Here is a 14,252-nt window from a genome sequence, read left to right as displayed (position 1 = left end):
CTCTCTAAACACAAATCTATACAAAATTACAATTCACCAATCGAGTCAGAAACAGGATAGGATCGTTTTCTATTTCCGTTCATCATTTCGCCAAGAAGACCAAGCGAAAAGAATTGAACGCTCATCACTAGCGAGAATGCACCCGCCAACAAGAGCGGACGCACATGCATCTCCCCTGTCTGAATCCATTCATAGCCAAAATAACCGCAAATGCCAAGGCCCAAAGCAAGCAACAACAGCCCGACAAGACCAAAGAAATGAAGCGGTTTGGAGGAGAAGCTACGCATGAACATCAAGGAGACGAGATCCAAAAATCCGCTCACCAGACGGGAAACGCCATACTTCGAAACGCCATGAACACGGGCACGGTGTGCAACCGGCATTTCGGTAATGCGGAAGCCCTGCCACTTGGCCATCACCGGAATAAAGCGGTGGTAGTCGCCATAAAGCTGGATAAAGCGGACTACGGAATTACGGTACGCCTTGATACCGCAGTTGAAATCATGGAGACGCTTGCCGCAGACAATCGAAACCGTCAAATTGAACAACTTCGACGGCATCGTCTTGTGCCACGGATCCAAGCGGCGGATTTTCCACCCCGAAACAAGATCGTAACCGCTTTCGAGAATCTTGATCATCTTCGGAATTTCAAGCGGGTCATCCTGCAAGTCGCCATCGAGCGTTGCAACGTACTTGCCACGAGCCTTGGAAAAACCAAGAGCGAGTGCGGCGGCCTTGCCGCAGTTGAACTGGAAACGGAACGCACTTACCGAAGACTTTGGCTTTGCACCAAATTCCTTAGAAAGTTCTTCGATGACCTCCCAGGTATTATCGCGGCTACCGTCATCAATCGCGATAACCTCGAACTCCATACCGGTCGGTTCAATTGCGGCCCAAATTTCCTTAAACAACTGAGGAAGATTTTCACTTTCTTCCTTAACAGGGATAACCAAGCTCAAATCCATTGCACAACCTCGAAATTAATTAACGGCGGGAACGGCTTCAGTAGCTGGAGCTGGTTCTTCGTCAACCTTGAGAGATTCGTCCCTAATGGCTTCAATCTGCTGAAGGCTCATAGAAAGACGACTGTGGCCCGGAATATCGTAAGACGGAATGCTTTCGAGACCGCGCTTCACGACATCGACCGCCTTAGACTTCATGCCTGCAGAGGCATAGACATAGGATGCTGCCCAGTAGTTGCGCCATTCTCTCGGGAACTGTTGAATGCCGAGTTCAAGATACTTTGCGGCATTCAAGGCAAGACGTTCCACTTCTTCCTTGTCGGCCTTGGTAAACGGCTTCTTGGTCACGAGTGCCGCAATCTTTTCGCGTGCATCGAAAGAAATCTGCAAGTAGAGCGAGACATAACTGCTGAGGAGGCGTTCTGTTTCGGAGTTGATGAAAGCAGAACCGTCACCGAGACCGCGGAACTTGTAAACACTATCGATGAGGGCAGCAGTCTTTGCTGCATCAAAAGCATTCTGCTTCGGGGTAAGATCACCCTTCACAAAGTTGTAGACCATACCTTCTTGGACCATGTACTTTTCAAGACCCATAAAGTTCGAAGAACCAACAGTCGTCGAAATTTCAATCGGTCGATCCATATTCTGGAGAGCAAGGTCAATCACGAGCTTATTCTGCGTAAGCATCATGCTAGCGCGATTTCTCTTAGCCCAATCGATAAAAGCATCCCAAACCTGATAGTTCACCTTGAACTGGAGAAGCTTAGCAGAATCAGCCTCAGAAAGGTTGCCCTTAGCTTCCATCTGGTCAATGCGTTCCTTGAGTTTCGGCTTGAGGGTTTCAGCCTTGCGGATCCAAGTAGAAACAAGATGATTCGGGTTATTGGCGCTGCTGTTATCAAGGACCATGTCGTTATCAATGGTTTCCTTGGTGTAAGAGAGCTTGAGAATCGGTTCGTTCGTGAGCATCTGCTTGATGTACCAATCCGTGTTGCCCAAAGAAAGGTTCACCACACGCACATCCTTACGGACACCAGCAACTTCCTGAGCAAACCACAACGGGAACGTGTCGTTATCGCCATTCGTGAAAAGAATTGCGTTCGGACGGCAGCTATTGAGGAGGTTGTAAGCGTAATCCCAGGGAACCCAGAGACCAGAGCGGTCATGTTCCTTGTAGTTCGAAACGCACGGAACGATGAGCGAAACGAGCACGAGTACTGCAGCAATCGGAGATGCAAAAGCGGCAGTCGTTACAGATGTAGCCGCAAGCAGCACGAGGATACCGGCGCCAATACCGTAAATCATGCTCATGAAAATGAATGCCGGCGTATAGAAGTAGTCACGTTCGCGCACTTCCATGTGTACTGCTTCCGGGAACGGAGCACGCTGGCCAAAGCGGGCGAAGTTTTCTTCAATCTTCTGCCAGTTTTTCCAAGCCGTGGTGTTTTCGGCATCGCTAATCTTCTTTTCGTATTCAGCAATGCGGTTAGCCGGAGCATTGTGCATGCGAAGTCTTTCAATCGCATACTTAGAAGTTTCGATTGTCTGGCGAAGGTCAATAAGTTCGTTCGGATCCGGGAGGGCCGAAATTCCAGCACCAGAGTTGTTCAAATCCGCCACATTGCGAGTCATTGCATTGACCCAGTATTCGCGGTCGCGCTGTTCCATGCGGGAACCATCAGCAAAGTTGATGTAGAACAGAAGTCCCAAGGAGCAAAGCGCATAAAGGGTCGAAATAAATACACCCACATGCCTGTTACGCTTGCAGACATATACGCAAACAGCAACAAGAAGACCATTAAATATCAAGAAGAATATGAGTTGCCATGCAACATTATCGCCCATGAACGACATCTGCGTCGGGAAGCTGATTCCGAAACGTTCAATCGGTTCGTTTTCGGAAGCGTCAAACGTGTAAACGCCGTTAGCATAGTTCACCCCACCTACCTTAGTCGGCAAGTACTGGGCCATCTGGTAACCACCATAGCTCATGCTCGGGAAAGAGAGCACCTGGTGAGCAAGGCGAGAACGACGGTAGAATGCACGAGTAATCATGCTTTCGGAACCGTACTGCTTACGTTCAATAAAGGCATTAAAGGCTTCCCAGTTCTTGCTATCCAAAAGGTTGCTCAACTGGAGGTTGCCCTGTTCATCGCGAATATTGAATTCAGGATCGTTTTCGTCAATCGTCGGGTTGAGTTCCGAACGGATCGGGATGTAAAGATGAGTGCTGTAACCGACCAAAGCGAAGAAAGCAAAAGCAACAGAAAGGAGGAGACTGCGCTTCAGAGCGCCTTCATTGGACTTTGGAATCTTCCAACCAAGCACGGCATACAAAGCATAACCAGCAATGAACAAGACAATGAGAATGACGAAAGTAGCAAGCCAGCCACCCGTAATCATGTGCAAAGCAACGGCGAGCAAAATAGCCAAGCCAACCAAAGTGCTACGAACGAGGTTAAGTCCGACGAACTTGGCAGCACCAAGAATAAGACCCAAGGCTAAAAGGCAAAGGAAAGAAATTTCGATGAAAGAAGACACCTGGTAAATCACGGAGCAAAGAAGCGTACCCGTAATCCAGATTGGCAAACGTTCCGGAATCTTTTTCGGCTGAGCGACAAGAAGAAGTGCAAATACAGCCGGAACCGTGAGCATCGTGTAAAGGTGAGCGCCTACGCCAAGGAATGCGATATAGCAAATGAAGATGAGGATTCTATCGCTACTTGCTTCTTCGCGCTTGTTGTACCACACCAAGCCGAGGTAAGAAACAAGCATCAAAATAAGCATGGCAACGCCATAAACTTCTGCTTCGACAGCGTTGAACCAGAACGTATCGGAGAACGTGAGGAGGAATCCAGCGACAAGAGCTGCAGTCCCCAGCACATACATGCGCATCTTTTCAGAAATCTTTGCAGCCAAGGCATCGGTCTTGAGGACCGTCGACAAAAGTTCCCACGCAAAGAGGGCAGTCACATAGACGGTCGCTGCAGAACTTATCACGGAGATATAGTTCACACGCTTTGCAATTTCACCCACGAACGGCAAAAGGAGAATCACTGCACGGGCAAAGAATACGAAGAACGGAGTTCCAGGAGGATGCGGAATACCAAGCGTATTGGCACAAGCGACAAATTCACCGCAGTCCCAAAAAGAGACCGTCGGGGCCATCGTCATCATGTAGACAATCAAGGCTACAAAACCAGCAATTCCAGCAAAAAGGTGTTTATACCACTTTTCATTCATCTTCATAACTATTATGCATCCTTCTTAGTATTGTTTGCAACCATGCCGCGCTTCTGCATGAATCCGGCCAAGAGTCCGTTCACGAACGTACTCGAGGAATCCGTGCTGAACTTCGCAGCAATCTGCACCGCTTCGGAAATGACAACCTTCATCGGGACTTCGGTAACATACAAAAGTTCGACCATCGCGATGCGGAGAACAATCCTGTCGAGAGTCGCCATACGCTCAATTCCCCAATGAGCGGAGCAAGCTTCGATTTCAGAATCGAGTTCGGCCTTGTGAGCAAGGACCAAGTCGACAAGCTTCATGCCGTACTTTTTCATGTTGTCCTGGAGCGGCTGGGCTTCCAAAACGCCCGGGAGTGCATCAGCAACCGTACCGCCAGAAATTTCCATTGCGTAAAGCAACTGCATCGCAAAAACGCGAGCAGGTCTAAAACTTACTTGTGCCATAATTATTTCCCAATCTGCTTGTAAAGATTTACCATTTCAACGGCTGTTCTTGCCCAGTTGCAACCGAGGTTCCCGGCCTTGAGGCCAGCACGGTTCATCGCCTGATCAACCGTATCGGTCGTTAAGATTCCGAGAATCACAGGAATCTTGCCTTCGGCAGCGAGAGAAGCGATGCCACCCGTCGAATTGTTCACAACCACGTCGTAGTGACCCGTTTCGCCACGGATAACGGCACCAAGAGCAATCACGGCATCGTACTTGCCAGAATCTACAAACCTGCGGCAAAGGCCCGGCAGTTCAAAAGCACCCGGCACATGAGCTACAGCGATATCGTCGCTTGCAACACCGAGCGTTTCAAGTTCGCGGACAGCGCCTTCGAGCAGACGATCCGTCACGACTTCGTTAAAGCGGGCAACAGCAATTGCCACTTTCAAGTTAGAACCATTGAGGGAATTTTTGAATTCTTTCATCTTATTTTCCTTCATCTAAAACTTCGGCTGCGCCATGATCCGCATTGTCGAGATGGAGCTCGTGGCCCATCTTTTCTTTCTTGGTGCGCAGATAAAAACGATTGATATTGTTTGGCTTGACTTCGATAGGCACGCGTTCCACAATCTTTAAGCCATAAGCGGAAATGCCAGAAATCTTGCTCGGGTTATTCGTGAGGAGTCGCATTTCCTTCACGCCGAGGTCTGCCAAAATCTGGGCGCCCGTACCGTACTGGCGCAAGTCGGACTTGAACCCAAGGTGGAGGTTCGCCTCGACCGTGTCCATACCCTTTTCTTGCAATTCGTAAGCGCGGAGCTTGTTGCAAAGGCCAATGCCACGGCCTTCCTGACCGCGCATGTAGAGGAACACGCCACCGTGTTCGCCAATGAACTTCATCGCAGCGGCAAGCTGGTCGCCGCAATCGCAACGGAGGCTACCGAAAATATCGCCCGTGAGGCATTCGCTGTGGACGCGCACATAAACCGGCTTACTGAAATCCGGATTGCCGGCAACCCAGGCCACATGCTCGACACCATCGGTCTTGCTGCGGTAGGCATAAGCCGTGAAATCGCCGTACTTGGTCGAAACGTGCGGAGCGGCCACGCGCTGCACAAGCTTTTCCGTTTTCAGGCGGTAGTCAATCAAGTCGCGGATGGAGATAATCTTGAGGTCGAACTTCTTCGCGACTTCCTGGAGCTGCGGCATACGAGCCATCGTGCCGTCTTCGTTCATGATTTCGATAAGGGCGGCTGCAGGGCGAAGTCCGGCAAGGCGAGCGAGGTCCACAGCGGCTTCGGTGTGGCCTGCACGGCGCAAAACGCCTTCTTCTTGAGCGTAAAGCGGAGAAATGTGACCCGGACGGCCAAAGTCCGAGGGCTTGGAATTCGGATCGGCCAGAGCCTGGATTGTTGCAGCACGGTCATGGGCAGAAACACCCGTAGTGCAGCCTTCGAGCTTATCGACCATGACGGTGAACGGAGTGCCGAGCATGGAAGTGTTTTCGGCAGTCTGGCGCGTGAGATTCAATTCGCGGCAGCGAGAAATCGGAAGCGGGCAGCAAAGCACGCCACGCCCCTCGTGGAGCATGAAGTTCACCTTTTCGGGAGTAATCTTTTCGGCAGCGATAATGAAATCGCCCTCATTTTCACGGTCTTCGTCATCAACCACGACCAAGAACTTGCCGTTCTTGAAATCCTCAATGGCCTCTTCAATCGTATTAAGCAAGGTCACGTTCCTTTAGATAGTTTTCAATATATTTGCCGAGCATATCGACTTCTACATTCACCACGGTGCCAGGCACCCAGTTCCTGAGATTCGTGCGGGCTAAAGTTTCGGGAATAATGCAGACGCGGATGTAATCCTCCCCTTTTTCGGCGACCGTAAGGCTAATGCCGTTCAAGGTGATGGATCCACGACGGATGACATAGCGGCGCAAGTCTTTAGGCAGAGCCAAATCGACCTCGACACCCGTTTCGCGCGGGGTAACACGCAAAACTTCAGTAGTGCAGTCGACATGCCCCATCACAAAGTGACCGCCCATAAAGCTATCGGCACGGCAAGGATACTCGAGATTCACGAGATCCCCGACTTTTGCCTGCTTAAAAGACGTATTCACGACTGTCTGGTGCATGAGACAGAACGTAGCTTCGTCATCGGTACAGTTTTCGACCGAGAGACAAACACCGTTATTGGCGATGCTGTCGCCCAGTTTGCTGTTTTTGAAGAATCCCGGCGATTTCATGCGCATGGTAAGCGCGTCTCCCCTATTTTCGAGGGAAACGATTTCGCCGGTTGCTTGAATTATACCCGTAAACATACGCGGGCAAATATAGAATTTTTCTCATTTTTGAGCCGCAACTGCGGACGCAGTAAGGCGCCAAAAAGGCGCTAGTTGCTAGGAGTAAGAACGGGTTACTTTTGCTTATTGGTCATTAGCAGTTTATAGGAGTCACCGTCTTTAACGGAGCGCACGCGATATACCTGTTTTTTGCCATCCTTATCCAAGATTTCTATAGGGCATACGCCCTCTGAAAGGACCGTCACATTCCCCTCGTTATCCTTCTTTTTAATAAAGTTGCATTTGATATCGAAATCCTGAAGTTGTTCTCCGACATAATTCAGAATTTCGCAATTTGAAAGGGAACATTCGCCGAGTGTGAAAAAGTTTTTCTTATAAGCCCCGTAATTATAGTCACTATAAAAATGTCTGAATTTACGATTTTGATGATCGAACGTTTGATAAAAAACATATTCACTCATAATTCTAAACTTTTTCTGATCCCTCGTCACACGTAAATTACCAAAGAAGAACGTAAGCGTTCGTTGAACCCCTTTTAGACCAATATTCATCCGAACAGGGCAAATTCCGGTATCCAAAACTTCAATGAATGATTTTTTATTATTAAACTTCACAAAGTCGCAGAGGAACTCTAAATCTTCACGAGGTATAGGCATGTCATAGAACAAGCCTATATTTTCAGATTTTTTACTTTGTTCTTTACACAAGGACTTTCGATCCTTCAAAGATGGCATCAACTTTACAGCCATAGGATCGTTTATAGTCTTGCAATAATTTGTAACGTTTTCACAATAAACATGAAACGTAGATCTGTAAGAATAATTAGCCAAGTGAAAATTATTATTTAGCTCTCTAAAACTCAATTCAGGAAATAAACGATAGCCCTCTTCATAACCATAGTGCCATTGACTTTTGCCAGGATGCACGCATTTTCCATCTTTTATATATCCATAAAGGCAATACGAGCAGCCATTTTCATCAGTCCATTCGTATTGTGTATTATTAGAAAAAGCACTAACCACAAAGAATAAAATTAAAGAAGCGAGAAACTTCATATTTTATCCTGGATAATACACGGTCAGTACATCAGGGCCAATGACGGCAGATTCTTTGGCGACGATATTGGCAGGCAATTCGGGGTATTCGAGGCCAGCCTTGACAACACCTTGTTCAATAAGTTCTTCTAATTTTTCATCAACAAGAGAATCTGTCGAACGCCACAAATCAAGGCGATTCCAAAGAGGCTGAGAATTTTGAGACTGCGCATTTTGACTTTGCAAGAGGTCGCGATGTTCGCTATTAAATAGTTCACGTGCAAGGCCTACGCCCGGTTCCACCATTAAACGATGCATTCCGCGAGCGGACAAATCACCAATCATTTCGAGCCAATTTTCGGCAAATGTTTCATGACTTAAAACGAACGTATCCGGCAAATTCGGCTGCGCTACACATGAATACACCAATGTCTTTGAATTTTTCGACGAGAACGCCACAAAATGCGTAATTTCGTATGCAGTGAATTCATGATGTCCTGCCCAAATCACCTTGACAGGGTCGTTACCATCCGCATAGCGCACATTCAAACTTGGGTTATCGGCAAGGAGCGTCCCTGCGCCAACAAGCACTGCATCGCTCATTGCACGGAGTTCATGATTCCAGCAATTGGCACCGGGTTTCGTGATTGCAATCGGCAAAAGCATTCCATGCGCATCGGCACATCCCATAAAGCCATCCTGCGAAACCGCAGACTTGACCTCAACAAACGTACGTTTAGTGCGCACAAAAAAATCGTATGCTTCAAAGAATCGCTCGACTTCGCGGAAAACTTCTCGCCCTTCGCCCTCGCGCAACGCACGGTCTTCGGGCGACATGCTTCGAAATTCAAAAACGCGACATTCCGTAGACGATTCGCCATTCGGACAATCCTCAACGCAGGCGCAAATGCAAGCATCCACGCCTTCGTGCACTTCGATTCCCGCTTCTTCTAAGATTGCACGGGACTTTCCATGCACAACGGGATTCGGGTCGGAATGTGCAAAATAAACTTTCTGGATTCCGGCTTCGATAATGGCCTTGGTGCAAGGCGGCGTGCGACCGTAATGGCAACATGGTTCCAAAGTCACAAAAATAGAGGCGCCGCATGCGAGTTCCCCCGCATCGCGTAACGCCATAACTTCGGCATGAGCACTTCCGGGACTTTGCGTATGCCCCTTCCCTACGACAATTCCATCCTTCACAACAACAGCGCCCACCGCCGGATTCGGGCGACTCACGCCAATTGCCAAAAACGCCTGTTGCAAGGCGAATTGCATGTAGTTTGTGATTTCTGGAGTCATGTTTTAGCAATCCAAGAAGGCGATCCCGGCATAAAGCCGGGATGACAGCCAAGAATACACTCTAAGGGTAAACGTTTACTTCTGCGGCAAAGCCATAATTCCGCCGTCAATATTGAACACGCGGGTATAGCCATTTTCAATGAGGAATCTCGAAGCAGCCATGCTACGCTTGCCACTACGACAATAAATCAGCAAGTCCTTATCCTTCGGGAATTCGCTCAAGCGCTGCGGAATTTCCTGGAGAGGAATGTTAATTGCAGCAGGCGAAGCCTTGCCTTTTTCCACTTCAGCCGGAGTACGCACGTCAATAAGAAGGGCTCCAGACTTGTTCATTTCCAAAGCCTTATTCCAATCAATCGTCGTTACCGTTGCTGCAGGTTGTTCAGCAACAGCTGCAGCCGGCTGCACAGCTTCGACCTTATTTACAACAGCCTGCGGTTTCGGTTCTTCGGAAGAATTGCAGGCCGTAGCAAGCAACATTGCACAGAAAGAAATAGCTAAAAATTTATTCATCAGCCTAACTCCTTGAATTTCTTTGTTAAAAATAGCAATTACAATAATTTTTTTAGGCACCTATTTTAAGTGACCTTCAATAAACTCAAAAGTTTCACGATACGCTTTGTCGCGAACATCCTTACGGGAAAGATACAAATCATGGAGACCATCCTGAATGACTCGAGTCGTCACCTTTTCTCCAAGATTCGGGGCCCATTCTTCAATATGATCCACGTTCAAGACACCATCGCAACGCTTATAGTCATCAGTCCATAGCTCTTGTTCAACAGAACAACCGCTATGCATCACAAGTATCGGAGACTTGATATTCAACTTAGAATGGACTCTCGCCTGGCCATTCATAACAGCGCGGAGCCAGCCCAAATGTTGAGTCGGACGAGCATAGCTTTTTACAGTTTCATTGAATTCCCATTCTCCCCGTTCTCTCTTTAATAACGAACTCGCATAATTCGGATCACCCGATGTATTCACGGCAAAATCAGGCACGAACAAAGCAATTTCAGAAATCAAAGGCAAGCCAATTTTGCGCATGAACCAATTGAAATTCATGTCCAAAAACGGGCTATTGAGAACAAGCGCCGCAAATTTTTCTTCGCTTCGATCATTTATATACAGCGATGATATCAAACCGCCCTGAGAATGTCCAATGATAATATACGGAATATGTTCCGCTTCTTCGTAATCATCTACAGCAATTTTCTTGCTGAGTTCAACGGCCACATCCAGTTCCGCATAGAATTCCTTGATATTACGAAAATCGGCACGTGGCTCATCCGAGACATACGAGCGTCCGCAATAATGCAAATCGATAGCAAAGAAAGCAAAGCCAGCAGAATCCGCTTTTTCGGCAAGTTCTTTTTGGAAATAGTAATCATTGTAGCCATGTACGTACAGGATAATCCCACGCAGACTTACATTGTTCCCCGAATCGGCACGCGGAGAACTCCCAAAAGGATACTCGACAAGAGTCGAACGAAACACCTCTTGACTGTCGGGGCTTGTCTCAATCGGGTAGACTTTAAAAGGTTCGCCGAGTTCCATGTCGGTCTGCACATGCGACAAAGATTTTTCAATGACATCGGGATGTACATCTATAACGGAAGTACAATCAATTTGCACATCACGCATAGCTTCGGCATTCACATAATACACATAAACCGCCGATGCAATAAAAAAGAGCATCAGCAGAATAATCATAACGATTATTTTAAATTTTTTCATGGCTACATAATACAAAAAAATAGAGCAGGAATTTGCTACGAAAGCAGCGCCACCACGTCTTTTGCGACCTGAGTGGGGTTCAAACGATTCTTTTCGCAGAGGTCGTTAAAGGGAACCTTGTCATAGAACTCCTTCGAGAGTCCCCGCACAAGCACCTTCGCTTGAGTATCGCCAAGAGCGGTCGCAACCTTTTGACCAAAACCACCTTCGACAACGCCATTTTCGAGCGTTACAAATACATCATGCGTCTTGGAAAGTTCATGCAACAAGTCATTATCGACACCGCTTGCATAACGCGGATTCACAAGCGTAGCATCAATTCCATCACGACGGAGTTCAAGCGCCACTGCGGCTGCACGCTGGTAAAAATCACCAAGCCCAATCAAAGCCACGCGCTCGCCACGATGTACAACCTTGAACTTGTTGAGGCAAGAATAATCCTTTTCAAAAATATCACTGCGATGATGCACGGCATTCGGAATACGCAAAGCTACGGGATATTCAGTCTGGTCAATCGCCCAGTCCGCCATCGTCCGGAATTCCTCAACGCAAGTCGGACACAAATAAACCAAGTTCGGAATATTACTCATCATCGGGATATCGAAAATGCAAAGATGAGTCGTATCGTTCATACCATCGGCACCCGACATAGTCACAAAAATCGTCGCGGCATTTTTATTTGTGCAAAGATCCTGCGACAGCTGGTCGTACGTACGTTGAATAAAGGTTCCGTGTGTACTATAGACAGGCTTTGCACCTCCCTTCGCAAGCCCTGAAGCAAGCGCTACCGCATGTTCTTCGGCAATGCCCACATCAATATATTGCTTGCCCGCTTCCTTACGGCGAGCCGCATGGAATCCGATACCCGCCGGAACAGCCGAATGAATCACGACAACCTTCGGGTCGCTCTTGATTTTTGCCATCAGGTAAAGACCAATAATCTCGCTATAGCTTTCGCCGCTACCCCAGTTGATTACACCCGTTTCAGCATTGAACGGAGCAGCCCAATGCCACATTTCCCGATTCTGTTCGGCATACGAGAAACCGCGGCCCTTTTGCGTATGGATATGCACCACAACCGGATGAGTAGAATCCTTTACGGACTTGAACGTTTCGATGAGAGACGCAATATCATTACCTTGTTCCAAGTACTTGTAATCAAAGCCGAGAGACTTGAAGTAATTATTTTCGGACTTACCGCCCGTGGCACGAAGTTCTGCCAAGGACTTGTAAAGTCCGCCATGATTTTCGGCAATAGACATTTCGTTGTCGTTCACCACTACGATAAAGTTCGTCGCATATTCGCCCGCATTATCGAGACCTTCAAATGCTTCGCCACCGCTCAAGGAACCATCGCCAATCACAGCAATCACGTTCCCCGATTCACGCAATACATCGCGAGCTGTTGCAAGGCCAAGCGCAAGACTAACAGACGTAGAAGTATGCCCCACCATGAAATGGTCATGTTCGCTTTCGGTCGGTTCCGTATACCCCGTCACATCACCGAAATGTTCAGCATCCAAGAATGCCTGAGCACGCCCAGTGAGCATCTTATGGCTATAGCTCTGGTGACTCACGTCATAAACAATCTTGTCTTTCGGGGACTCAAAAACGTAATGGAGCGCAATCGTCGCTTCCACAAAGCCAAGGTTAGGCCCCACATGTCCACCGCGCTGCGAAAGTTTGTTGATAAGAGCCGTACGCATTTCTGCTGCAAGTTGTTCAAGACTTTGAATATCCAACGCTTTCACGTCGGCTGGGGACTTGATTTTTTCTAGGAGCATGGGACCTCATGAAGTTCATCGAGCGGGAGTGCCGCTTCGCAGTGGAATACTTTCAAAATAATATATACAAAAAGTCCCGCGAATTACGAGAATTCTGCGGGATTTTATTACAAATGTAAACAACGATTACAGCACGTAAAGTGCAAGAACGGCGACGAGCACGATAAACGGGAGCGCAAACAGTGCGAGAAAACGCAAACAATAAAGTGCGACTTTAACATTCCAGAAGAAGAGGCGCCACCTACCCTGCTTGGTCTTGCGAATTTCGGCCTGACAATCAGGGCAAATATTGCCGATTTTATTGCGATAACGGATGGCAAGGTTACTTTCCATCGGGGACATTCCCACCTTGTCATTAAATTCCTTTTTACAAATTGAACACTTTGACAGCATGCAAGGAATATAGCTTTAATTAATCCCCTTAAATAACGTGGTAATCGTCAAGGAGTCGCTATTTCCTTTAAAATAATGTCCCTCATAATATCTGTATTTCAATTTCCAAGTAATCAAGGTATCTTTTTCTAAAGGTGCTTCAAGACTATTCCAAAGATGGAAGGGCTTCAGCGTGTATGACGAAGGATAAATCGTTGCCACATCTAGTTTTAGGGTATATAAATCTTCATTAGTTAGAACCACGCAAACACGTAGAGAATCATTCGTCGTGCATTTAGATCGATTCGACGCCCAGTCCGGCAAGCCCTCCACTGTAACGGTATATGCCGAGAACAAAGTATCTATTCCAAAGATTGGCTTTTGCGTGTCGAGCGTATCCAGCACATTGCGGAATGCAGCCGTATCAAATGCTGGCGCATTGATGGCAGGAACATAATCCGTCCAAGCTCTTGGACCATAATTCAAGAAAGTTGTGTCACGAGCAATTGTTCGATATGTTTTATGAAGAACATCATGGAAAACAGTATCACGCACACAGCGATACCCCGGTTGAGAACACAGTGGCTCATTCGTTATTAATACAGGATCTAAACGAACGACAGCAACCTCGGCAGAACTCGTTGCAAGATTATCTGTCTGATTATACATATAACACATACTGGAAATTTCGCAACTAAACGTCTTTTGCGTATCAGAGGAATCAAGATTACAATAAACAGGAACTCTACCGCATGGGCCTGAAGTCCCACTTTTTGCAGCACTTTGCTTAGTAAGTGTATCGTATTTTTCCGTATAACGATCAAAATAAATAAAGCTGGTGTACTTTTCATTGCCTGTAATCAAAGTATCGTCGTAAACAGAGTCCTTATAAACATTCAAGACACTATGAACAAAAATGGTATCACAAAAAGTACGCAACGAGTCCAACTGTTCCTGAGTTTTGTACTTTAACATATCAATCGTACATTTACCATCCAAAGCAGAACTTGATGGTTCAGGGCCAAACATTGAGTTATTGCACGACGCAAATAGCGCCGCTACCAAAGAAAGCAAAAGAA

13 protein-coding genes are annotated in these 14,252 nt (G+C 47.2%); all 13 read right to left on the bottom strand.

The annotated features are described in order from the left end of the window. Window positions 1-26 precede the first annotated feature (26 nt). The 13 genes from BUA34_RS13325 to BUA34_RS13260 all read right to left on the bottom strand — a co-directional run bounded on the left by BUA34_RS13325 (window position 27) and on the right by BUA34_RS13260 (window position 14,202). Window positions 27-965, bottom strand: a complete 939-nt coding sequence (locus BUA34_RS13325) for a glycosyltransferase family 2 protein (protein ID WP_072830408.1) — start codon at window positions 963-965, stop codon at window positions 27-29. A gap of 15 nt (window positions 966-980) precedes the next feature. After that, window positions 981-4,211 carry a glycosyltransferase family 117 protein gene (locus tag BUA34_RS13320; RefSeq protein ID WP_083579796.1) on the bottom strand — a complete coding sequence of 1,077 codons (3,231 nt, stop codon included), beginning with the start codon at window positions 4,209-4,211 and terminating at the stop codon, window positions 981-983. A 5-nt stretch (window positions 4,212-4,216) separates the two neighbouring features. Then, a complete protein-coding gene (nusB, locus tag BUA34_RS13310) occupies window positions 4,217-4,657 on the bottom strand; it encodes a transcription antitermination factor NusB (RefSeq protein ID WP_072830406.1) in 441 nt (146 codons plus the stop codon). A 2-nt stretch (window positions 4,658-4,659) separates the two neighbouring features. Further along, window positions 4,660-5,127 carry a 6,7-dimethyl-8-ribityllumazine synthase gene (gene ribH / locus BUA34_RS13305; protein ID WP_072830534.1) on the bottom strand — a complete coding sequence of 156 codons (468 nt, stop codon included), beginning with the start codon at window positions 5,125-5,127 and terminating at the stop codon, window positions 4,660-4,662. A 1-nt stretch (window position 5,128) separates the two neighbouring features. Further along, window positions 5,129-6,376 carry a bifunctional 3,4-dihydroxy-2-butanone-4-phosphate synthase/GTP cyclohydrolase II gene (locus BUA34_RS13300; RefSeq protein ID WP_072830404.1) on the bottom strand — a complete coding sequence of 416 codons (1,248 nt, stop codon included), beginning with the start codon at window positions 6,374-6,376 and terminating at the stop codon, window positions 5,129-5,131. Then, the gene (locus BUA34_RS13295) at window positions 6,363-6,962 is read right to left on the bottom strand and encodes a riboflavin synthase (RefSeq protein WP_072830402.1); all 600 of its coding nucleotides are present in this window, start codon (window positions 6,960-6,962) and stop codon (window positions 6,363-6,365) included. The genes BUA34_RS13300 and BUA34_RS13295 overlap by 14 nt, the downstream gene beginning before the upstream one ends. 95 nt (window positions 6,963-7,057) lie before the next feature. Beyond that, window positions 7,058-7,999: a hypothetical protein gene (locus BUA34_RS13290; RefSeq protein WP_072830400.1), complete on the bottom strand. Its 942-nt coding sequence runs from the start codon at window positions 7,997-7,999 to the stop codon at window positions 7,058-7,060. A gap of 3 nt (window positions 8,000-8,002) precedes the next feature. Then, window positions 8,003-9,280, bottom strand: coding sequence for a bifunctional diaminohydroxyphosphoribosylaminopyrimidine deaminase/5-amino-6-(5-phosphoribosylamino)uracil reductase RibD (gene ribD, locus BUA34_RS13285; protein WP_072830398.1), 1,278 nt, complete (start codon window positions 9,278-9,280; stop codon window positions 8,003-8,005). A 75-nt stretch (window positions 9,281-9,355) separates the two neighbouring features. After that, on the bottom strand, window positions 9,356-9,793 hold the full coding sequence (locus tag BUA34_RS13280) for a rhodanese-like domain-containing protein (protein WP_072830396.1): 438 nt from the start codon (window positions 9,791-9,793) through the stop codon (window positions 9,356-9,358). 60 nt (window positions 9,794-9,853) lie between these two features. Beyond that, a complete protein-coding gene (locus tag BUA34_RS13275) occupies window positions 9,854-11,017 on the bottom strand; it encodes an alpha/beta hydrolase (RefSeq protein ID WP_083579795.1) in 1,164 nt (387 codons plus the stop codon). A 35-nt stretch (window positions 11,018-11,052) separates the two neighbouring features. Continuing rightward, window positions 11,053-12,801, bottom strand: coding sequence for a 1-deoxy-D-xylulose-5-phosphate synthase (locus BUA34_RS13270; RefSeq protein WP_072830394.1), 1,749 nt, complete (start codon window positions 12,799-12,801; stop codon window positions 11,053-11,055). 126 nt (window positions 12,802-12,927) lie between these two features. Further along, on the bottom strand, window positions 12,928-13,134 hold the full coding sequence (locus tag BUA34_RS13265; protein WP_139255952.1) for a hypothetical protein: 207 nt from the start codon (window positions 13,132-13,134) through the stop codon (window positions 12,928-12,930). 75 nt (window positions 13,135-13,209) lie between these two features. After that, window positions 13,210-14,202 (bottom strand): hypothetical protein, encoded by a 993-nt coding sequence (locus BUA34_RS13260; protein WP_254794481.1) that lies wholly within the window; start codon window positions 14,200-14,202, stop codon window positions 13,210-13,212. Window positions 14,203-14,252 lie beyond the last annotated feature (50 nt).

This window comes from Fibrobacter sp. UWB12 (assembly GCF_900142485.1).
In the GTDB taxonomy this organism is placed as follows: Bacteria; Fibrobacterota; Fibrobacteria; order Fibrobacterales; family Fibrobacteraceae; genus Fibrobacter.
The sequence above is the reverse complement of the archived record's forward strand: the minus strand, read 5'-3'. Positions and strand labels throughout refer to the sequence as shown.